This is a genomic window from Pseudomonas sp. SMN5, from assembly GCF_052041925.1.
In the GTDB taxonomy this organism is placed as follows: Bacteria; Pseudomonadota; Gammaproteobacteria; order Pseudomonadales; family Pseudomonadaceae; genus Aquipseudomonas.
In genome coordinates this window covers 144,313-166,055 of the sequence record NZ_JBKGGX010000002.1, presented here as the reverse complement: position 1 = coordinate 166,055, position 21,743 = coordinate 144,313, and the positions used below count along the sequence as shown (strand labels likewise).

Sequence of the window (21,743 nt, the reverse complement as noted above, 5' to 3'; positions counted from 1 at the left end):
CTGCGGGCTTCTGAGACGCTGGCTATCAACCGCGACGACGCAGCGCGTCGATACGCTCTTCCAGCGGCGGATGGCTCATGAACATCCGAGCCAGGCCCTGCTTGATGCCACCGTTGATGCCGAAGGCATTCAGCGTGTCGGGCATATGGACCGGCAGGCCTTGTTCGGCGCGAAGGCGTTGCAGCGCGCCGATCATGGCAGTGGTGCCGGCCAGCTGTGCACCGGCTTCGTCGGCGCGGAATTCGCGTTTGCGCGAGAACCACATGACGATGGCGCTGGCGAGGAAGCCCAGTACCAGCTCGGCGAAAATGGTTGCCACGTAGTAGGCGATGCCTTGGCCTTCCTCGTTCTTGAAGATCACCTTGTCGACGAAGTTGCCGATGATCCGGGCGAAGAACATTACGAAGGTGTTCACCACGCCCTGGACCAGCGCCAGGGTCACCATGTCGCCGTTGGCAACGTGGCCGATCTCGTGGGCCAGCACGGCCTTGACTTCCTCGGTGGAGAATCGCTCGAGCAGACCCTGGCTGACGGCGACCAAAGCGTCGTTCTTGTTCCAGCCGGTGGCGAAGGCGTTGGCCTCGTAGGCCGGGAAGATCCCGACTTCCGGCATCTTGATCCCGGCTTCCCGGGACAGTTGCTCGACGGTTTGCAGAAGCCATTGTTCATGGCGGGTGCGCGGCTGGCTGATGATCTGGGTGCCGGTGCTCATCTTCGCCATCCACTTGGAGATGAACAGCGAGAACAGGGAGCCGGCGAAGCCGAACACCGCACAGAAGATCAACAGCTGATTGAGGTTGAGATCAATCCCGTTGGCCGCCATGAACCCGTTGAAGCCAAACAGGCTCAGGGTGATGCTGGCAATCAGCACGACCGCCAGGTTAGTGGCCAGGAACAGCAGGATGCGCATCATGGTTGTGGAAATCTCCTCATGCTAAAGATGTAGCGTCATGCGGGTATATAAGGTGCTGCCGCTGGCTATTCAACTCGCTGACTATTTCAAACTATGTCCTACAAGCGTCCTAAATGTTTGAAAGACTTTTCTGAAAGTGAGCGAGGAAAAGAAATCTTATGTGGATGCCCCGTGAACGTTGGACACGGCCGTCCTTGGCTGCCCAGTCTCAAGTGTAGGAGCCTTGCCGGAATCTTCTGAACGGATATGTTGCTGAATCAGACAGCGTGCGAGACGAAGGCGTCCCGCACGCTTTGTGGACTACTGACGATAGGACTTGAGGAAGTGACCGATCCGGCCAATGGCCTGTTCCAGATCATCGACCCGGGGCAGGGTCACGACGCGGAAGTGATCCGGCCACGGCCAGTTGAATGCCGTGCCCTGGACCACCAGCAGCTTCTCGGACAGCAGCAGGTCGAGGACGAATTTTTCATCGTTGTGGATCGGGCAGACCTTGGGATCGATCCGCGGGAAGGCATATAGCGCGCCCATTGGCTTGACGCAGCTGACGCCAGGGATGTCGTTGAGCAGTTCCCAGGTGCGATTGCGTTGCTCCAGCAGCCGGCCCTGGGGCAGGACCAGGTCGTTGATGCTCTGGTAGCCGCCCAGCGCGGTCTGGATCGCATGTTGGCTCGGCACGTTGGCGCACAGGCGCATGTTGGCGAGCATGTCGATGCCTTCGATGTAGCTCTGGGCATGCTGCTTGGGCCCGGAGATGGCGATCCAGCCGGAGCGGAAACCCGCGACCCGGTAGGATTTGGACAGGCCGTTGAAGGTCAGGCACAGCAGGTCCGGAGCCAGGGACGCGGTGCAGACATGCACGGCATCGTCGTAGAGGATCTTGTCGTAGATTTCGTCGGAGAACACCACCAGGTTGTGCTGGCGGGCCAGTTCCAGCATGCCCAGCAGCACTTCCCGGGAATACACGGCGCCGGTGGGGTTGTTCGGGTTGATGATCACCAGCGCCTTGGTGTTCGGGGTGATCTTGGCCTTGATGTCCGCCAGGTCCGGGAACCAGTTGGCCTGTTCGTCGCACAGGTAATGCACCGGGTTACCGCCGGACAAGCTCACGGCGGCGGTCCACAACGGATAGTCAGGCGCCGGCACCAGCACTTCGTCACCGTTGTTGAGCAGGGCCTGCATCGACATCACGATCAGCTCGGACACCCCGTTACCCAGGTAGATGTCTTCGATGCCAATGCCTTCGACCTGCTTTTGCTGGTAGTACTGCATCACCGCCTTGCGTGCGCTGAACAGGCCTTTGGAGTCGCTGTAGCCCTGGGCGGTCGGCAGGTTGCGGATGACGTCCTGGAGGATTTCATCGGGCGCTTCGAAACCAAAGGGCGCCGGGTTGCCAATGTTCAGCTTGAGGATGCGATGGCCTTCCTCTTCCAGGCGTTTGGCGTGCTTGAGCACCGGGCCGCGAATGTCGTAGCAGACGTTGGCGAGCTTGTTCGATTTGCTGACCTGCATGGCGATGTGTTCCCGAAAATGAACGATCCAGGCGGCGTATGAACTACCGTACTGGGATTGCTGCGTCTGTGCCCGGGCCTGACGCGGCGTAGGCGTCACAATCCGTTTGAATGCGCGTGACGTGACTGCCAGACTGGCGCCTGACGAGGCGCAATCATACGTGCCGCCCGATCTGCTTAAAAGCGTCGGATCGGGCTTTTTCAATTGCCGAGGTAGGACGATGGAAAAGTTGGAAAAAACCCTTGAAGAATGGCGCGCCATGCTCGATCCGGAGCAATACAACGTCTGCCGCCTGAAGGGCACTGAGCGCCCATTCTCCGGCAAGTACAACGCTACCAAGACCGACGGCGTGTACCACTGCATCTGCTGCAATGAGCCTCTGTTCGATTCACGGACCAAGTTCGATTCCGGCTGTGGCTGGCCGAGTTTCTACGCGCCGATCGAGGGCAGCGCCGTGGTGGAAGTGCGGGATGTCAGCCACGGGATGATCCGCACCGAAGTGGTCTGTGCCAAATGCGATGCGCACCTGGGCCACGTCTTCCCGGACGGTCCACCGCCCACGGGGCTGCGGTATTGCATCAACTCGGTGTGCCTGGATCTGGTTCCTCGCGAGTAACCACCGAAGGCCTGGTACCAACCGATTTTGCGCGCCAGCCAGTTGCTTACCTGCGGCGAGGGAGCTTGCTCCCGCTGGGTGGCGCAGCCGCCCCAATAGCACCTGATACGGTTCGATCGAGCGTGGTGATCGATTTGCGGCTGCTTCGCAGCCGAGCGGGAGCAAGCTCCCTCGCCACGGGGGGCAATGCCTGAGGCCACGTTTATGATGAGTTATTACTTTCAATGATTAAATTGTACGCAATTCAATTGCTCGCTATTTTCAGCGTTCAACCTTTAATCGGAGCCGTGCCATGAGCGACAACTTACTGAGCATCCCGTGCACCACCATCAAGGGCGAGCAAAAGACCCTTGCCGATTTCGCCGGCAAGGCGGTGTTGGTGGTCAACACTGCCAGCCAGTGCGGTTTCACTCCGCAATACAAGGGACTGGAGGCGTTGTGGCAGACCTACAAGGACCGGGGCCTGGTGGTGCTGGGCTTTCCCTGCAATCAGTTCGGCAAGCAGGAACCGGGCAATGAAGGAGCGATCAGCGAGTTCTGCGAGCTGAACTACGGCGTGAGTTTTCCACTGTTCAAGAAAATCGAGGTCAACGGTGCCGACGCCCATCCGTTGTTCGTCCAGCTTAAGCAGCGAGCGCCCGGTGTGTTGGGATCCAAAGGGATCAAGTGGAATTTCACCAAGTTCCTGATTGGCAAGGACGGTCAGGTGGTCAAGCGGTTTGCCCCGACCACCAAACCCCAGGATCTCACCGGCGAGATCGAAGCACTGCTCAAATGAATGACCTGTCAGCCGATTCCCTGAAGCTCGACAGCCAGTTGTGCTTCAAGCTGTATGCCGCATCGCGGGCGGTGATCCGGGGCTACAAGCCGATGCTCGACCAGCTCGGCCTGACCTATCCGCAGTACCTGGCGATGCTGGTGCTGTGGGAGTGGCACGACACGGCGCCGGAACAACCGACGGTCAAGGCCTTGGGTGAACGCCTGCTGCTGGATTCCGGCACGTTGACGCCGTTGCTCAAGCGCCTGCAACAGCTGGACCTGATCCAGCGCCAGCGTTCGGCCCGGGATGAGCGGGAAGTGCACCTGAGCCTGTCGGAGCAAGGCCGGGTATTGCGCGACCAGGTTGCTCCACTAAAGGCGCGCCTGTTATGCGAAAGCGGGGTTGACCTGGACCGCCTCGGCACGTTGCGAGACGGTCTCGATCACCTGCTGGGACAAATCAAAGCGCTGACGTAGTCGGCACCCACTGGTCAAGGACCGCCGCCAGTTCTTCGCGACGAAACGGCTTGGACAAGTAATCGTTCATGCCCGATGCCCGGCAGCGCTCGCGCTCCTCGGGCATGGCATTGGCCGTCAACGCCACGATAGGCAACTCCGGCCAACGCCCGCTCTGGCGGATCTGCCGGCTGGCCTCATAGCCGTCCATCACCGGCATGTTGCAATCCATCAGCACCAGGTCGAAAACCCGCTGCTCAAGCTGGCCCAGGGCTTCGGCGCCGTGGGCCGCGACGGTGACCTCGCAACCCAGTTTCACCAACATGCCCTTGGCCACCAGCTGGTTCACCGGATTGTCCTCCACCAGCAGCACCCGTCCGCGGCGGGACGGGATCTGGGTTTCGATTTGCGCCTCGTTGATGGTGGTCGCCTCGCTTTGCAAGGCGCGCCGCAGAATCTGATGCAGCGCATGGCGCGCCAGGGGCCGGGCCTGCTGGATCAGTGGTGCGAGGGCGGCGGCTTCTTCGCCGGGCATGAAGCTGCCGTAGGCGGTGACCAGCAGGATCGGCGCGCTAAACGTCGGTCGCAGGTTGAACAGGCATTCCGGACAGTCTGTAATCAGCACGTCGGGCGCGAGACCCAGCAACCCGTCATCGACCGAGCGCCTTACATAGTCCAGCCCCCAGCCCGGTAGCTGCATCTGCAGCAACTCGGCCAGGCCGCTGCTGCCGGCGGTAATGGCGACGACATTGCCCCGCAGCGGCTCGAGCGGCGTGGCCGGTGTGTGACAGGGCAGGGGCAGGTCAGCGCAGAACTGGCTGCCGAAGCCGGCTTCGGAGCTGATGGTCAAACGGCCCTGCATGGCTTCGCAAAGGTTGTAGGTCAGCGCCAGGCCCAGGCCGGTACCGCCGAACTGACGAGTGATGCCGGCACCGGCCTGGGTGAATGGCTGCAGGATCCGCGCCTGGGCCTCCTTGGGGATACCGATGCCCGTGTCGCAGACCTCGATGCGCACGCCGCCGTCGTAATGGCTCAACTTCACATCGACCCGGCCGAAGCGGGTGAACTTCAGCGCGTTGGACAGCAGGTTGCTGACGATCTGGCGCACCCGGGTCGGGTCACCCAGCACCTGCGCCGGGAACTGCGGGTCGATCAGGCAGGCGAGCTCGACGCTGGGCGCGGCGTTTTGCGAAAGCAGGTTGGCGGTGTCCTCGATCAGGGAGCCGAGGTCGAACGGGATACGTTCGAGCTCCAGCTGGCCTGCGTCGAATTTCGACAGGTCGAGGATGTCGTTAAGCAGCTCCACCAGGACCTTGCCCGAGTCATGGGCAATCGACAATTGCTGCTGCTGTTCGGCCGTCAGCGGGCCATCGAGAGACAACGCAATCATCCCCAGCAGGCCATTGAGCGGCGTGCGGATTTCATGGCTCATGTTGGCGAGGAAAGCGGAGCGAGCCTCGGCCATGTCCAGGGCGGTGCGCCGGGCCACCTCCAACTCCTCGTTGGATTGACTGAGACGCGCATTGATCGCCTTCAGTTCGGCGGTGCGGGCCGAGACGATGTTTTCCAGTTGGGCCAGGTATTCGGTCAGGCGATTTTCAGCGGTGCGTCGCTGCTGGATTTCGGTGGCGATGTTTTCGAACTGCTGGTTGGCGACGGACACCAGTACGCCGATTTCATCGGACTGGTGACCGGACGGACATTCCAGGCGATTCTGCTCGCTGCTGCCGGGGTCGCGGCTGCTCAGCTCGCGGATCACCCGCACCAGCGGCTTGGTCAGCATCACATAGAACAGCGCCAGCAACAGGCCGGTGAGAATCAGGCTGCGGGCGAAGCCGTTGAGCAACGTGACCTCGGCACGGCGCAGAAAGCGCGCGCCGAACGCGTAGGTATCGACGTCCAGGCGCAATACGCCCAGGGACTCGTTGGGCAGATGGTCCAGGTAGAGCCGGTCCTCGAACTGACGCTGGGCGCCGAACATGAAGTCGCTGATGAACCGATAGCTGCTTTGCAGTTCCGGCCGCTTGACGCTGGCGAGTACGATTTTGTTGTTGTCGACCAGTTCGGCGCCGATGATGGCCGGTGAGCGCAACAAGCCCATGGACAGCTCCTGGGCAAGTTCGGCGTCGATGTTGTAGGCGATGCGCGAGGCCGGGTTGTGGCTGATTTCCAGCAACGACAGGATTTCCCGGTTGATCGAGGCGTCTTCACTGGCATAATCGATGCCGATCTGCATCAGGCTGAGCAAGGTGCCCAGCACGAAGCCCACCAGGACGGTCAGGCGTGCCTGCTTGTAAGACAGCCGCTGGGTGAATCTGATGTCCATTGAGTGCTGAACCACTTACGTTTCCCTTCGCCGCTCAAGCATAGCTGATCATCTCTGAATACCGGTGCAACCGGTTTGTGTTGTGTGTGGGGTAGACCCGCCATTGGATACGGCGTTTCGTTGCTGTAGCGCCATCATTACTGTGAACGTGCCCGAGGAGAAGAAGTGGACTCGCGATTGAATGCTTTTCTTGAGCGCGCCGATGCCGTGCTGGCCCGGATCGAGCCTCTGTTGCCGGCGCCGCGCCCTGACATCGACTGGACCCAGACCCTGGCCGCCCGTTGGCAACGAGACGGACGCAGCGGCTACCTGCTGCCGCTGCAGGTCAGCCTCGACATGCGTCTGTCGGACCTGATCGGCGTCGACCGCCAGGTCGAACAGTTGGGCCGCAACACCCGGCAGTTCATCGATGGCATGCCGGCCAACCATGCATTGCTCTGGGGCTCGCGTGGCACCGGTAAATCGTCGCTGGTGCGCGCGCTGTTGGCCGAGCACGCCGGGCAGGGCCTGCGGTTGATCGAGATCGAGCGCGATCACCTGGCCGACCTGCCTCGGGTGGTCGAGCAGGTGGCGAAACTGCCCCAGCGTTTCGTATTGTTCTGCGATGACCTGTCGTTCGAGTCCGGCGAGGGCGACTACCGCGTGCTCAAAAGCGTGCTGGACGGGTCCCTCGAACAGGCACCGGACAACGTGCTGCTGTACGCCACCTCCAACCGCCGTCACCTGGTGCCGGAAAAGGAAAGCGATAACGAGAACTGGAAGCGGGTCGACGGCGAACTCCACCCCAGCGAAGCGGTGGAGGACAAGATCGCCTTGTCCGACCGATTCGGCTTGTGGCTGTCGTTTTATCCGTTCACCCAGGAGCATTTCCTCAACGTGGTGGAACACTGGATCGGCGAACTGGCGGCCAAGGCCGGACTGGTCTGGCAACGCGACGAGGCGCTGGACATCCAGGCGGTGCGCTGGGCCACCGGACGCGGCAACCGCAACGGACGTTGCGCCTATCAGTTTGCCCGGTATTGGGTAGGCCTCAAGTTGCTGGAGCACAAGGCATGATCGATTTGAAAAGCACCGGCCAGGGCCTCGATGGCTACGGTCTGTTAGCGGCACAGTTGCAATCCCTGCTGGCGGATGAGCGTGATTTCATCGCCAACGCCGCGCAATTCTCGGCCTTCCTGTTCAGTCAGTTGGAAGACTTGAATTGGGCCGGCTTCTATCTCAATCGCAACGAAGAATTGGTGCTGGGGCCGTTCCAGGGCCAGATTGCCTGCGTGCGGATTCCCTTCGGTCGCGGCGTCTGTGGTACGGCGGCGGCGACGTTGCAAACCCAGCGCGTCGAAGACGTGCATGCATTCCCCGGACACATCGCGTGCGACAGCGCATCGAACAGCGAGTTGGTGGTGCCGCTGGTCAAGGACGGACGCCTGATCGGCGTGCTCGACCTGGACAGCCCGAAACTGGCGCGCTTTACCGAGCATGACCAGGCCGGCATCGAGCAGCTGGCCGGGATATTCCTGCGCCTGACGGACTGCTGAGCGGCTCCTTGAGGCAGGGCTCACGGCTTGAGCCCTGCAATGACCAGCAGGCGCTGTGGATCGACCTCATCGATCTGGTGCGGATCGAGAAACTGCTCGGCGTAACGCAGATAAATCCTTTCTTCGATGAATAACCCGAACAGCTCGGGGTCGATGTGGGCGTCACGGCACATGGTCGCCATGATCCCCAGCGCTTCGCTCAGTTTCTTGGCTTTCTTGTAGGGGCGGTCAGCGGCGGTCAATGCCTCGAAGATATCCGCAATGGCCATCATGCGCGCCGGCAAGCTCATCTGCTCGCGCTTGAGCCGCTTGGGGTAACCGCTGCCGTCCATTTTCTCGTGATGACCGCCGGCAATCTCCGCCACGTTGTCCAGATGACTGGGGAAAGGCAACTGGCTGAGCATCAGGATCGTCTGCACCATGTGATGATTGATTACGTAGCGTTCTTCGCGGGTCAGCGTGCCCCGGGTGATGCTCAGGTTGTAGAGTTCGCCTCGGTTGTATTTCCATTGCGGCACATCGAGCTGGAAGCCCCAGGGGTTGTCCGGTGCAATCAGTTCGGCGTCGTGCCGTTCCAGCAGGTGCTCCGGCTTGTCCGCCAGTAATGCTTCGGTGACCGGCAGGGTTGGCCTGGATGTACGCTCCTGCCGCCGGTTCTCTTCCCAGGAAACCCCCAGGCGATCATCCAGCGTGCGGGTCCAGGTGCGCCGAGCGATGTTTTGCAAGCGTTGCAGGTCAGCCTCGGCCATGGCCTCCGAGCCCAGGTTGCAGTGGGCGACAAAGGCAAAGTCGTCATCCAGGGCTGCCAACGTCGCGTCGCGGCGCCGGGCGAGGTCAGAAGGTTCGCCGCCCGTTGCCACGGCTTGCCAATAGTCGACCCAGGCGTCGCGCTTGAGCACCTCGAAGCGGGTGCGGATTTCGTGGATCCGGTCGTTCAGCGTCTCAAGCTTGGTGGCCTTGTCGACGACGTATTCCGGTGTGGTGACCTTGCCGCAATCATGCAGCCAGGCCGCGATGTGCAAGGCTTCCCATTCATCTTCAGTGGGCCGGTAAGTGTCGAACGCCGGCGCCTGGCTGGCCGCTGCGGCCTGGGCAAGCATCAGTGTCAAGGCCGGCACCCGTTGGCAGTGGCCACCGGTGTAGGGACTCTTGGCGTCAATCGCGCCGGCGAGCAGTTGGATGAACGAGTCCAACAGTTGCTTTTGCCTGGCTTGCAGACGCTGGCCTTCAATGCTCACCGTCGCAGCGCCCGACACGGCCTGCAAAAAGGCGATGCGGTCCGGTTGCAGTTTCTCGAGGTCCGCTTCGGTGCCGCTGTCATTGATCAGCAGCACCAGGAACCCGATGGTTTCGTAGTGACGGTTGCGCAGGCGGATACCGATCAGGTGCACGCGCGGCGCGTCCAGTGCCCGCAGGACACTCTGCAAGTCGGCAGCCTGTTCAAAGCCCAGGGAGGCGACCAGGTTTTCCGCCACAGCCAGCTGCTGGAGCCATTGCGGGCTGGCGTCCCCTTGAAGCTCGTAGCCTTGCAGTTTGAACGCGTCCAGATCCCGTGGGGTGCCATCGATCACCAGCCCATACGGCTTGACCCGGTTGTCGTCGTTTTCCCGCAGGTAGATCAGCCCGGCCTGGGCCTGGCCGATTTTCACAGTCTCGAACAGCACCCGCTCCAGCAACGGGGCGAAACGGGTTTCGGCGCGCAGGCTGGCGGTGATTTCAAAGAAACTCGCCAGGGTTTCCTTCATGCGCGCCATCGACACGCTCAACTGATCGACCTCCAGCACCGGGGAGCGACGCGACACCGGGTAATTGAAATCGAAGCTGCGGATGGCATCGGCTTCCTGCACCAGTGCCCGCAGGGGCTTGACCAGGATTCGTGAGGTCAGCCAGCCCAGTGGCAGGCACATCAGCAAGGTAGCCAGCGTAATGAGTGCGCCTTGCCAGCGCAGGCGATAGGCATCGTCCAACAACTCATCCTCGGGCACCAGCAGCGCCAGTTCCAGGCCTTGCGGCCCGCCTTCCTGCATGTGGCTGCGGGACACGATCCATCGGCGTCCGACCGCTTCCAGGCGCGGGGCATCGTGGGGAGCGTCGAGTGCGGCGGCGATAGCCGGGTTGAGATCCCTGGCCTTGATCAGGCGCGCCGACTGGCTGTCGGCCACGATCCGGGCGCTGTCGGGATAGCCGACCGCGTTGCCCTTGGGGTCGAGCAATACGATTTCGGTACCTGGGGTTACCTTATGTTTGGCCAGCGTTTCGGACAGGGCCGCCAGCGTCAGGTCGGCCCCGATGACGGCCCGCTCACCGCTGCGCCGGGCGAGCGTGGTGCCGATGTTACGGGTGGAAAAGAACACGTAGGGTTCGGTGGTGATTTGCTCGGGACTTTCCATTGCGCTGCGAAACCAGCCGCGGCTGCGGGGATCGAAGGTCTCGCCGGTGAGGTCCTGGCGACTGATGAGGACCAGGGCGTCGTCATAGAACAGCGACTGGGAATGCAGCGGTTCGGCGTTGTTTGCCTGCTCCACGGTCCAGACCTGGTAGGCCGCGTTGGCGGGAGCCTTCAAGTCGGTCCTCAGGGTTTCGCTGCGCAGTGGCCGGACCATCAGGAAGTTGCCGTCGCTGTCGCCCAGGTACAGCGACGCCAGGTCCGGGTTGTCTCGCAGTGCCTGACTGAAAGGCGTGAGCAAGGCCAGGCGCTGGGTAGTCCCGGGTGCTTGGGGCGCCGGATAGTCGGCCAGCAAGCCCAGCAAATGGCGGATCGGTTCGTAGGTGTCGTACAGGTCCAGGCGCACATCCTGTTCAATCCGGTTAAACAGTTTTTCACTGCTGGACAGGATGATCTGCGTGGTTTGCTGGTAGTTGAAAACGCCCAGCACAGTCCCGGTGAGCAACAGCAGCAAGGTGAACATCACACTGATGTGGACGTGCAGGGGAAACCGGCGTTTTTCCGGAGGCGGTGCGCTGGGCATTGCAGTCACTCCAAGTGAAAGGGGTGCTCTCATCAGTTCCTTGCGTGAAGGGGAAACCGATCGAGAACACCCCTGGTACGCACTGCTGCGAACAGCATAGTAAACACCGGATTATTTTGCCTTGGCGATCTCCATGCCCAAGGCCTGCTCAAGTTCGGTCATGGCGTGGTCGAGGGCCTGGATACACGCGTCGATCTGTCCAGGTGCCTGCTCTTGGCGACAGGCCTGCTCCAGGGCTTCGCACCGCTGGATCAGCACGGTTGCCTGGACGATTCGGGCCACGCCTTTTATCTTGTGCGCCGTTTCTGTCAGCGCCTGGCGGCTGCCCTGCCGGGCGACCTGAAGCAACTCCTGACGGTCTGCTCGACTGCTACTGAACAGTTCGCTCAACAAGCGCCGCGTGGAAGAAGGGTCGCCACCGGTCAGCGCCTGCAGGCTCTGCACGCTGAAGACCTCGGGGCGGACGGTTGCGTTGACGTTCTTGATCCACTGGCTCAGGGCGTTCAGGCTGATCGGTTTGAACAGACAGTCGTCCATTCCGGCGTCCCGACAGCGTTGCTTTTCCTCCGGTTGCGCATTGGCGGTGAATCCCAGGATGGTGCAAGGCGGCCGTTGGCTTTCGGTCTCATCGCGGCGAATCGACCGGGCCAGCTCGTAGCCGCTCATGATGGGCATGTTGCAATCGGCGATGACCAGGTCGAAGTGCCCGTTGCGCCACATCTCGAGCCCATGGCCGCCATCGTGGGCGACCTGATAGCGGTGGCCCAGGTATTCCAGTTGCTGCGACATCAACAGGCGGTTGGCGGGATGGTCGTCCACCACCAGGATGTCCAGGGCCGTTGCGGCTGTTTCGATCGCCGGTTCCAGGGATATGCCAGGCGTCGCGGGTGGCAGGGTCGTCAAGCGCAGGCAGACCTGGACCTGGGTACCGATGCCCGGCTGGCTGTTCATGTGCAGGCTGCCACCCATCATCCGGCACAGGTTACGGCTGATCACCAGCCCCAGGCCTGCGCCTTTGCGGGCCATTCGACTGGTGTTGTCGATCTGGGCGAACGGTTCGAACAGCCGTTGCAGATCGGCCGGGCTGATCCCGATGCCGCTGTCGCTGACCTCCAGTTGCAGGCGCAGGACATTGTCCTCGGCGGTTCGAGACAAGCGGACCTTCACCCGGACCTGACCCTTTTCGGTGAATTTGAGGGCATTGCTGATCAGGTTCGACAGCACCTGCTTGAAGCGCAACGGGTCGATCAAGACGTCCGGACTGCCTTCGGTGGTATCGAACTGCAGCGATAAACCGACGTTCTTCTGTCTCGCCACACCTTCGAATACCCGTATGACCGATTGCAGCATGGCCCTGAGATTGACCCGTTCGGGCGCCAGACTCAGATGGCCCGATTCGATACGGGCGATGTCCAGGATGTCGCCGATCAGTTCGAGCATCCCGGATGCCGACTCATAGGCCACTTCGATGGACGAACGATCCACATGGCCTTTGTCGGCCTGTTTGAGTGCCAGTTCCAGCATGCCGATCACGGCATTCATCGGGGTGCGGATTTCGTGGCTCATGGTCGCCAGGAACGTGCTCTTGGCCCGGTTGGCGTCTTCGGCCTGTTGCTTGGAGGCGCGCAGCTGTTCGAACAGTTGTCGCCGCTCGCTGATGTCGATCCAGCCGCCGATGATGCCTTGTACCTGGGCGGCCGAGTTTCGGTAGGGGAGGATCCAATGGTAGATCGTCAGTTGCCGGTCGCCGATGTGCAAGGGCCGGTCCATGATCAGGGGAGTCCCTTCGCGCATGACGCGCTGGTAATCGGCCTGGTATTGCTGCGCTTCGAAGGCGTTGCTCATCGAGCCCGACATCACATCCTTGCCGAGGATGTCCTCGCGCCGTGCATCGAAGGTCTCCAGGTAACTGTCGTTGCAGCTTTGCAGCAAGCCGTTGCGATCCCTCACGTAAATCGGATGGGGCGTGCCGTTGAGCAGGGCGTGCATGAACTCCAGTTGGTCATTGAGGGCCAGTTCCGCCCGTTGACGTTGCCGGATCTGGCGCTGCATGTAGGCGTTCCAGGCCAGCGACAGCAGCAACAGCAAACCGACACCCGCCACGATCTGGAAGAACAAGCGGTTATAGGTGCGCCAGGTGTGTTCCGATGCCGAGACGTAACCACGCCAACGATTGTTGATGACGCCCAGTTCATCGGGGTCGATGCTGGTCAGCGCCTTGTCGAGTATCGCGCTGAGCTCGGTGGCATTTTTTGCGGTGGCCAGGGAGAACAGGGCTTGCTGGGTGCCGACCGTGCTGCTGATCTGCAACCGGTCGTGCAGCCTGTGGGAGGCGATGAAGTAGTTGGCCATCACCAGCGAGTGCACGCTGCCATCGACCTGTCCATCGGCAAGCATTTCCACCGCGCGCAAGGAGCCGTCCGTTTCGATGATCGTGATAGCGGGGTACTGGCTGCGTAGCCATTCGATGACCGGGTTGCCCTTGGCGATGGCCAGGCTTGCACGACCGAATTGATCGAGAGTCGTCGGTGTGCCTGCATGTTTGCGGGTCAGCAGGACGAACGAACTGTCGACGTAGGGTCGGCTGAATCGGAGCTGTTGTTGTCGCTCGCCACTGGGCAACAGCGCAGCCACCATGTCGGCCTGATCGTGCAGGACCGAGGCGATCATTTCGCTGTCGCTCTGGCGCCGCTGGATATCCAGGCGCAGGCCGGTGCGCAGCCTGATCAGTTCCAGCAGGTCGGCGCTGATCCCGCGCAAATCGCCCTGTGCATCGAAGAAAGTGAACGGCGCCGATGTTTCGTTGACTGCCACTCGAACCACGGGATGAGCCGCGAGCCAGCGTTGCTCGCGGTCGGTCAGTTGTATCCTGTGGTCGGTGAGGTACAGGTCGCTGCCGGCGCTCCAGCGCTTGGCGATGGCCGCTTGCTCGGCGATCGGGATCTGGTTGAGCGTGGTGTTGATGATGTCGAGCAGGCGGGTATCGTTGCGTCGCACCGCAAAACCGAACCCGTGGGATTCGTGCTTGCCGAAGCTGGCCATGCGGATATTGCTCAGGTAGCCCTTGCTGATCATGTAATGGGTGGAAATGGTATCGCCGAGGAAGACATCGGCCTGGCCGAACGCGACGGCGTTGATGGCATTCTGGTAGGAGGGGTAAGTGGTGATGAGCGCCTTGGGGTACAGCTTTTCAATTTCCGGCAACGGCAGGTAGTGATAGACCATGCTCAGCCGCAGCCCTTCGAGATGGTCGGCCAGGGATGGGCTCTCGTCGGTGCGAGTGACGAGAACCGGTTGGTCTACGGCATAGGGGGTCGATAACACCAGGTCTGGATTGCGCGCTTCGAAACCGTTGGCCGTGCCCAGCAGGTCGATCTGCCCTTGTGCGAGAGCGGCCACGGCGGCCTCGCGGGAATCGAACCGTAGCACCCGCATGGGCAGGCCGGTCGCCCTGGCGATGAGCCCTGCATAATCGGCAGTCATGCCTTCGTAATCGCGGCCGCTCGTGGAGAGGTCGAAGGGCGGGTAATCCGGTGCAGAGGTTCCCAGGACCAGTTCCCGTCGATCCGTCAGCCAGGCCCGGTGGACGTCATCCAGCCGAACCTCGACAGGGGCCGTCGGCGAGCGCCCCAGGAGCGTGTACGGCTCGGGCGCGGCGGGGGCCGCCGCGAGGACACCGGCATATAAACCCGCGGCTGAAAGAAGGAGACATTTCGTTATGCATTTGAGCATCCGGTTTCTCACACCAGCGCGTTGCGCTTGGCCATTTCAATCAGGTCTACCAGGGATTTGACTTTGAGTTTCTGCATCAGCCGTTTCTTATAGGTGCTGACGGTCTTATTGCTCAGGAACATCCCTTTGGCTATTTCCTTGTTGGTGCGTCCCTGGGCAAAGAGTTGCAGCACCATCAACTCGCGATCATTGACGCTCTTGAAAAGATCCAGCTCTATGCTGCGCGGATCATCCGGGTGCATCGGATTAAGTGCCTGACTGGGGAAATAGTTGTAGCCGGACAATACCGCCTTGATAGCACTGACAAGTTCGCTGAGATCTTCCTGTTTACACACGTAGCCAGAGGCACCGGATTGCATACAGCGAATACCGAACAGCGTGGGCGATTGGGCCGTGAGCACCAGGGTCTTGAGGGGAGTGGTCATAGCGTTGAAGCGCGAGAGGATTTCCAGCCCGTCGAGTTTGGGAATGCTGATATCCAGGATGACTAGGTCCGGCATGCATTCGCGCACCATTTGCATCGCATCGACGCCGTTGTCAGTTTCCCCTACGACCTTATAACCCTCATGCTCCAGGAGCATGCGGACGGCGAGGCGGATGACCGGATGATCGTCGACAATGAAAACGGAGTTCATGAATAAATTCCCTGCGAGCTTAATAAAGCGCGCACCTTAGCCCAGTTACAGCCGGGGTCGTACGAACAGACAGCCATGCAACTTCAATTTCAGAAGTTTCCTACAAAAAAAGAGGCAAGATATTACGGGTGTAAAGGGTTTTAGTAGGCGAATGGAATAGGAAAACTGACGAATCAGTCATTTGTGAAAGGAAATTTCCGCAGTTTTGTTGCTTATATAAACGTCTAGGAAAAGCGATATTCAATGTTGCGCTGGCGAAATACTTCATTTCCAGCCAAGCGTCCTTTGTTGTGTTGGATCAACTAATGCGTTACCGAATTTCTGTGGGAGCGAGCAGGCTCGCTCCCACAGAATTGGTGACGTCCGGGGATGTGGCTCCAATTCATTGCCGGGTGCGACCGGTCATTTCCTGGGCCATTTCGCTGGCATAGCTGTCGGTCATCCCCGCAATGAAGTCAATCATGCGCAGGAAGGCAGCATGCAACGGCCCGTTCGGGTCGGGCGCGTTGTTGCCCAGCAGGTCGAGGATGCGACGGTTCTTGAACGAAGGCGTGCGACCGCCGTGTTGTTCGAGTGCTGCGCCGCAGAAACCATTGAGCAGGATTTCCAGGGTGGTGTAGGCGCCGATTTCGTGTAGGGTCTTGCCTTTGTCCTGGAATATTTTCCTGCGTGCCATGTCCTTGGCATTCAATACGCAGCGCTTTGCCGGGCCATGCATGTGTTCCACCAGATCTCCCGGCAGCGTGCCGGCAAGCAAGGCCTCCTGCTGCTCGACGAAAGCCCGCGCGGCGGCGTTGGTCAGGTGTTCGATGGCCTTGCCTCGCAGGATCGCCAGCTTGCGGCGCCGGGAGTCCAGCGGCCCCAGCTGGCGATAGGTATCCGGAATATCGTCGCCCACCAGGTCCAGCAGCAGCGATTCCACCTGCGAGTACTGTAGAAGCTCCATCTCGACGCCGTCTTCCAGGTCGATCAGGGCGTAGCAGATGTCATCGGCGGCTTCCATCAGGTACACCAGCGGATGCCGCGCCCAGCGTTGTTCCTCGATCTGCGGCAGGCCCAGTTTATTGGCAATCTGCTCCAGCAGCGGCAGTTCACTCTGATAACAACCGAACTTGTGCTTCTTGTAACCGAGGGAGTCGGCGTGACGCGCCGTCCACGGGTATTTCAGATAGGTGCCCAGGGTGGCATAGGTCAGTCGGGTTCCACCGTCGAACTGGTGGTATTCCAACTGCGTGAGGACGCGGAAGCCTTGGGCGTTGCCCTCGAAATTCAGGAAGTCGTTACGCTCGGCTTCACTCATGGCGTCCAGCCAGCCGCGGCCCGCCGCCTGCTGGAACCAATAGCGAATGGCGTCTTCACCGGAGTGACCGAATGGCGGGTTGCCGATGTCGTGGGCCAGGCACGCCGATTGGACCACCATGCCCAGGTCGCTTGGCTCGCACCAGTCGGGTAGGGCATTGCGCAGGGTCTCTCCCACCCGCATGCCCAGGGAGCGCCCGACGCAACTGACTTCCAGCGAATGGGTCAGGCGCGTGTGGATATGGTCGTTGCTGGAAACCGGGTGGACCTGCGTCTTGCGTCCGAGGCGCCGGAAAGCGCCGGAAAAGATGATGCGATCATGGTCTTTGTGGAAGGGGCTGCGACCCAGCTCTTGCGGGCTATGCAGGGGTTTGCCGAGGCGTTCGCGATTCAGCAGGGTGTGCCAATCCAAGGCCGGTTGCTCCGTTTGATAATGTCGATGCCTTAGCTTCCCGTTTCGAGCGTCGCGCTGCAAGGCCCATGCTTGCCGAGACCCATGGGAAATACCGTGGCGAGGGAGCTTGCTCCCGCTGGACTGCGCAGCAGGCTCCTTGTTGTGAGCGTTCCGCACGGGAGCGCCAGCCCGGCCAAGCGGGAGCAAACTCCCTCACCGCAGGACCACTCGTTCTTGTTCCAGACGGCTCGTCAGGGCTTGCGCATGCTCTTGGCCAGTTTGATCAGCGGCAACAATGTGGTTGCCAGTTTGACCAGGCCGGTGATGCTTCCTGTACGGCCGCTACGGGTCCGCTTGCCGGTGATAAAACCCAGCAATGAAACCGCAGCCATGCCCCACAGTGGCGCGTGCTTGATGCCAAAGCCGTCATGCCAGCTTTGCGTCATGCCGCGAACCCGATGCAGAGGCAGCAGCAACTGACGCGTTTCCTGGCGGATCTCCTGGCGATGCATTTCCATGCGCAGGCGCACCAGCGCCTTGCGCATTTCCTGTCGGGTCCGGGCTTGGGGAATATCAGGCAGGCTCATGGCAGCAGGCGCTCCCGGTCATTGGCAAGTTCTTCAAGGGTGGCATGGAAAGGCGAGGACTCGTCGTAGATTGCTGCCTTGAGCCGAAGGCCGCAGAACAATGCCGCCAGCAGGTAGAACAGGCACAGTCCGAGAATCCCCGCCAGGCGATAGGTGTCCCAGACCAGGATCATCACCAGCGCCGAGAGCCCGACCAGTAACAACAAGCCGAATACCAGCGCCAGGCCGGCGAACAGCAGGAGGCTCACGGTGCGGGCCTTCTGTTCCTGCAACTCCATGCCGAACAATTCGACATGACTGTGCAGCAAGCCAAGGAACGCCGCGCCGAGGCGGCGCGCAGTGGGTTTGGTGCCCGCTTCAGGCGAGCCGGATTCGTCGATGCCCATCATCAGCGCCGGGTCGCCAGCAGGCCGATCAAGAAGCCCACGCCTGCGGCAATACCAACGGATTGCCAGGGGTTGGCCTGTACGTATTCTTCGGTAGCGATCACTGCCGCCTGGCCGCGTTCGCGCACGGAGTCTTCGGTCAGTTTGAGGGTCTCGCGGGCGCGCAGCAGGGTTTCGTGGATCTGGCTGCGCAGGACGTCAGCCTGATCACCCGCCAGGGTAGCGGTGTCGTCCAGCAGTCGTTCGGTGTCGCTGACCAGCGTCTGGAAATCGTCCATCAGGGTTTCTTGAGCAGTCTTTGCCTGGGTTCTGGCCATGGGGTGAATCTCCGTGAGATGACGTCTGAAGCGTTCGAGTATGAGCCTTGCCGGAAGGTTCAGTGAAAGTGCCTGGTACAACTCTTGCTCAGGCATTTGCCATGTACTGGTGCGTATGTCCGCACCCGTGCGCTGTAGATGGGCGCCAGCCCGTAAAACCTTAACCCAAATAATCAAAACCCGCGAAGCAGCTCCCGGCGTGACGTCGTTCGCCGATGCTACTGCACCAAAGCGGCTCGTTCCTCGGGTGGAGGGGCGTTTCAACTTGGTGCGCTTTCGAGCTGTGCGACCCGGTTTGGTGCCTTTTCAACTTTTTCAGGTCTGCCAACACCATGGAAAATATGCAAAGTGCCGTGGACAGTCTGGTCCACAGCTCCAACACGCTGTTCATCCTGCTCGGTGCGGTCATGGTACTGGCCATGCACGCCGGGTTTGCCTTCCTTGAGGTGGGCACGGTCCGGCAAAAGAACCAAGTCAATGCGCTGTCGAAAATCCTCAGCGACTTCGCCGTCTCGACCCTGGCCTATTTCTTCATAGGTTATTGGATTTCCTATGGCGTGACGTTTCTGCAACCGGCAGCGGTACTCAGCACCGATCACGGCTACAGCCTGGTGAAGTTTTTCTTCCTGCTGACCTTTGCCGCCGCGATCCCTGCGATCATCTCCGGCGGTATTGCCGAGCGCGCCCGATTCGCACCGCAGTTGTGCGCCACCGTGTTGATCGTGGCGTTTGTGTATCCGTTTTTCGAGGGTTTGGTCTGGAACGGCAATTTCGGCCTGCAAACCTGGCTGCAGGCGAACTTCGGGGCCAGTTTTCACGACTTCGCCGGCTCCGTGGTGGTGCATGCCATGGGCGGCTGGCTGGCGCTGGCCGCCGTGCTGTTGCTCGGCCCACGCAATGGCCGTTATCGAGACGGTCGCCTGGTGGCGTTCGCGCCGTCGAGCATTCCATTCCTGGCCCTGGGCTCGTGGATCCTGATCGTCGGCTGGTTCGGCTTTAACGTAATGAGCGCCCAGACGCTGCCTGGAGTCAGCGGGTTGGTGGCGGTCAACTCGTTGATGGCCATGGTGGGCGGCACCGTGGCGGCGTTGGTCGTGGGGCGCAATGACCCAGGCTTCCTGCACAACGGCCCGCTGGCCGGGTTGGTGGCGGTTTGTGCCGGCTCCGACCTGATGCATCCGGTGGGAGCGCTGGCCACAGGTGCCATTGCCGGTGCCTTGTTTGTCTGGTGTTTCACCGCGGCCCAGGGCAAGTGGAAGATCGACGATGTGCTGGGTGTCTGGCCGCTGCATGGATTGTGCGGCGTCTGGGGCGGAATCGCTTGCGGCATCTTCGGCCAGGGTGCGTTGGGTGGCCTGGGTGGCGTCAGCCTGGTCAGCCAACTGATCGGCACGGCGCTGGGCGTCGCCGTGGCCCTGGCTGGTGGGTTCGCGGTCTACGGCCTGATCCGGGCATTGTTGGGCCTGCGCCTGAGCCAGGAACAGGAGTATTACGGCGCCGACCTGTCGATTCACAAGATCGGGGCGGTGAGCCAGGACTAGACAAGGCATCACGGCACTTTGTCCTGATTGCCGGGATAAAAGCCATGCAACAAGCGATAGCGGTCGTGACGGACCTGGTCCACGTGTTGACGGATCTGCTGTTCGGGCAGACCGAGCATGACCAGCGCATGGGAGGCCAGCATCAGGCTTGACTCCAGTAATTCCGGGACCACCTCGCTGGCCCCGGCGGCCTGCAGTTCGGCCAGTTGGCTGTCGTCACGGGTGCGCACCAGGATCGGCACCTGCGGATTGAGCCGTCGCGCCTCCTTGAGCACGGTAATGGCGATGTCCGTCTTGTCGACCGCGATGACCAGCAACCTGGCGCGGCTCAAGCCGACGGCGGCCAGCAGGTCGCCACGCCGGGAATCGCCATAATGCACGCAGTGCTCCCCGACGGAGGCTTCCTGGATGATCACCGGATCTTCATCCAGGGCGACGAATGCCTGGCCCTCGCGGCGCAGGAACCGCCCGATGGATTGCCCTACACGCCCATACCCGCAAATGACCACGTGACCCGACAACCCGGCGTTGAGCGCGCTGATCTGGTCCAGTTGTGCCGCTTCGTTGGGTTTGCGATGCAGCCTCGCGGCAATATGCGGAGCGGCGCGCAGCAACAGCGGAGTCAAGAGCATCGAGCAGAACGTCGCTGCCAGCAGCAGGCCGCTGATGTTGTCGGGCATGAGACGGTTCTGCTGCATCAGCGCCATCAGGGCGAAACAGAACTCCCCGCCCTGGGCCAGTGCCAGGCCGCTGCGCCAGGCGGTTTCTGCGTCGCTGCCGCGCCATTTCACCAGCGCGGCGACCACGCTGCCCTTGATCAGCATCAGGGCAAGGGTCAACCCGAGGATCGACAAGCCGTCATCGACGAACAGTTGCAGGTCGATCAACATGCCGATGCTGACGAAAAACAATCCCAGCAGGATGTCGCGGAACGGGCGTATATCGGCCTCGATCTGGTGCCGGTAATGGCTTTCTCCCAACAACATGCCCGCCAGGAATGCTCCCAGGGCCGGCGACAGGCCAAGCAGATGAGTCAGCCATGCCGTCAGCAGCACGATCACCAGGGCCAAGAGCACGAACAGCTCCGCCGACCGGGACGCGGCCACCTCATGGAACAGCCGGGGCAGCAGCAGTCGGCTGGCCAACAGCAAGCCTGCGAAGAGCACCAGGGTCTTGCCCAGGGTGAGTGGCAACGCCCAGTACCACGGGTGCTCGCTGCTACCGGCGAATACCGGTACCAGGGTCAACAGCAGGACCGCGATGACATCCTGGAACAGCAACACGCCGATGGCGTTCTGGCCATGGCTGCTGAAGATCTCTCCCTGGCTGCCCAACTCCTTGCTGACGATGGCGGTGGACGACAGGGCCAGACCCGCGCCGAGCAACAATGCCGCGACCGGCGGCGCACCGGCAAACCCCAGCAGCATCGCCAGGAGCGCACCCGAACACAGTACCTGCAAGCTACCGAGGCCGAACACGACCCGGCGCAGCCCGAGCATTTTCGACAGGGAGAATTCCAGGCCCAGCGAGAACAGCAGGAATACCACTCCGAGCTCGGCCAGGTCCGGCAGTTCCTCGCTGTCGTTCACCCAGTCCAGCGCGGTCGGCCCCACCGCCAGCCCGACGCACAGGTAGCCCAGCACCGGTGGCAGGCGCAGTCGCCGGAACAAGGCAATGACCACCAGGGACGAAGCGAGAATGATCAGCAGATTGGTGAACAAGGGGTACTCCGTTTCACGATGGCTGTTCGAAGCGTAGAAGGGAAC

The 21,743-nt window shown here is 61.3% G+C and carries 17 protein-coding genes; 6 read left to right on the top strand and 11 right to left on the bottom strand.

The genetic code is table 11. The features are described from left to right. Positions 1 to 25: 25 nt before the first annotated feature. Together htpX and ACLEJR_RS02425 are read right to left on the bottom strand one after the other, a co-directional pair. Complete coding sequence (htpX, locus tag ACLEJR_RS02430; protein WP_440811940.1) at positions 26 to 913, bottom strand: protease HtpX; 888 nt, start codon at positions 911 to 913, stop codon at positions 26 to 28. 300 nt (positions 914 to 1,213) lie between these two features. After that, positions 1,214 to 2,425 (bottom strand): pyridoxal phosphate-dependent aminotransferase, encoded by a 1,212-nt coding sequence (locus ACLEJR_RS02425; protein WP_440797127.1) that lies wholly within the window; start codon positions 2,423 to 2,425, stop codon positions 1,214 to 1,216. Between the two features lie 220 nt (positions 2,426 to 2,645). Between ACLEJR_RS02425 and msrB the strand changes: the two genes are divergently transcribed. The 3 genes from msrB to ACLEJR_RS02410 all read left to right on the top strand — a co-directional run bounded on the left by msrB (position 2,646) and on the right by ACLEJR_RS02410 (position 4,277). Further along, entirely contained in the window at positions 2,646 to 3,041 is a 396-nt protein-coding gene (gene msrB, locus ACLEJR_RS02420) for a peptide-methionine (R)-S-oxide reductase MsrB (RefSeq protein WP_440797129.1), read from the top strand. Between the two features lie 292 nt (positions 3,042 to 3,333). Continuing rightward, positions 3,334 to 3,819, top strand: coding sequence for a glutathione peroxidase (locus ACLEJR_RS02415; RefSeq protein WP_440797131.1), 486 nt, complete (start codon positions 3,334 to 3,336; stop codon positions 3,817 to 3,819). Beyond that, positions 3,816 to 4,277 carry a MarR family winged helix-turn-helix transcriptional regulator gene (locus ACLEJR_RS02410; protein WP_440811939.1) on the top strand — a complete coding sequence of 154 codons (462 nt, stop codon included), beginning with the start codon at positions 3,816 to 3,818 and terminating at the stop codon, positions 4,275 to 4,277. The genes ACLEJR_RS02415 and ACLEJR_RS02410 overlap by 4 nt, the downstream gene beginning before the upstream one ends. Here ACLEJR_RS02410 and ACLEJR_RS02405 read toward each other — a convergent pair. Beyond that, positions 4,261 to 6,582, bottom strand: coding sequence for a response regulator (locus tag ACLEJR_RS02405; RefSeq protein ID WP_440811938.1), 2,322 nt, complete (start codon positions 6,580 to 6,582; stop codon positions 4,261 to 4,263). The two genes, ACLEJR_RS02410 and ACLEJR_RS02405, sit on opposite strands and share 17 nt — an antisense overlap. A 165-nt stretch (positions 6,583 to 6,747) precedes the next feature. Between ACLEJR_RS02405 and ACLEJR_RS02400 the strand changes: the two genes are divergently transcribed. Both ACLEJR_RS02400 and ACLEJR_RS02395 read left to right on the top strand, forming a co-directional pair. Continuing rightward, positions 6,748 to 7,638, top strand: coding sequence for an ATP-binding protein (locus ACLEJR_RS02400; protein WP_440811936.1), 891 nt, complete (start codon positions 6,748 to 6,750; stop codon positions 7,636 to 7,638). After that, the gene (locus tag ACLEJR_RS02395; protein ID WP_440797139.1) at positions 7,635 to 8,117 is read left to right on the top strand and encodes a GAF domain-containing protein; all 483 of its coding nucleotides are present in this window, start codon (positions 7,635 to 7,637) and stop codon (positions 8,115 to 8,117) included. Before ACLEJR_RS02400 ends, ACLEJR_RS02395 begins: the two co-directional genes overlap by 4 nt. Positions 8,118 to 8,137: 20 nt before the next feature. On the opposite strand, the gene ACLEJR_RS02390 is transcribed toward ACLEJR_RS02395, so the two are convergent. From ACLEJR_RS02390 to ACLEJR_RS02360, 7 genes are all read right to left on the bottom strand, one after another. Then, positions 8,138 to 11,086, bottom strand: coding sequence for an HD domain-containing phosphohydrolase (locus tag ACLEJR_RS02390; protein ID WP_440811934.1), 2,949 nt, complete (start codon positions 11,084 to 11,086; stop codon positions 8,138 to 8,140). 111 nt (positions 11,087 to 11,197) lie between these two features. Further along, entirely contained in the window at positions 11,198 to 14,818 is a 3,621-nt protein-coding gene (locus ACLEJR_RS02385) for a transporter substrate-binding domain-containing protein (protein WP_440811932.1), read from the bottom strand. Positions 14,819 to 14,826: 8 nt separating this feature from the next. Beyond that, entirely contained in the window at positions 14,827 to 15,453 is a 627-nt protein-coding gene (locus ACLEJR_RS02380) for a response regulator (RefSeq protein ID WP_440797145.1), read from the bottom strand. A 382-nt stretch (positions 15,454 to 15,835) separates the two neighbouring features. Beyond that, on the bottom strand, positions 15,836 to 17,164 hold the full coding sequence (locus ACLEJR_RS02375) for a deoxyguanosinetriphosphate triphosphohydrolase (RefSeq protein ID WP_440811931.1): 1,329 nt from the start codon (positions 17,162 to 17,164) through the stop codon (positions 15,836 to 15,838). Positions 17,165 to 17,397: 233 nt separating this feature from the next. Continuing rightward, entirely contained in the window at positions 17,398 to 17,733 is a 336-nt protein-coding gene (locus ACLEJR_RS02370; protein WP_440797149.1) for a hypothetical protein, read from the bottom strand. Continuing rightward, complete coding sequence (locus ACLEJR_RS02365; RefSeq protein WP_245144481.1) at positions 17,730 to 18,119, bottom strand: phage holin family protein; 390 nt, start codon at positions 18,117 to 18,119, stop codon at positions 17,730 to 17,732. The genes ACLEJR_RS02370 and ACLEJR_RS02365 overlap by 4 nt, the downstream gene beginning before the upstream one ends. 2 nt (positions 18,120 to 18,121) lie before the next feature. Further along, complete coding sequence (locus ACLEJR_RS02360) at positions 18,122 to 18,436, bottom strand: DUF883 family protein (protein ID WP_440811929.1); 315 nt, start codon at positions 18,434 to 18,436, stop codon at positions 18,122 to 18,124. A gap of 332 nt (positions 18,437 to 18,768) precedes the next feature. Between ACLEJR_RS02360 and ACLEJR_RS02355 the strand changes: the two genes are divergently transcribed. Further along, positions 18,769 to 19,977, top strand: a complete 1,209-nt coding sequence (locus ACLEJR_RS02355; protein ID WP_440797153.1) for an ammonium transporter — start codon at positions 18,769 to 18,771, stop codon at positions 19,975 to 19,977. Positions 19,978 to 19,985: 8 nt separating this feature from the next. Here the strand turns inward: ACLEJR_RS02355 and ACLEJR_RS02350 are convergent, their stop codons facing one another. Next, on the bottom strand, positions 19,986 to 21,698 hold the full coding sequence (locus tag ACLEJR_RS02350; protein WP_440797155.1) for a cation:proton antiporter: 1,713 nt from the start codon (positions 21,696 to 21,698) through the stop codon (positions 19,986 to 19,988). Positions 21,699 to 21,743 lie beyond the last annotated feature (45 nt).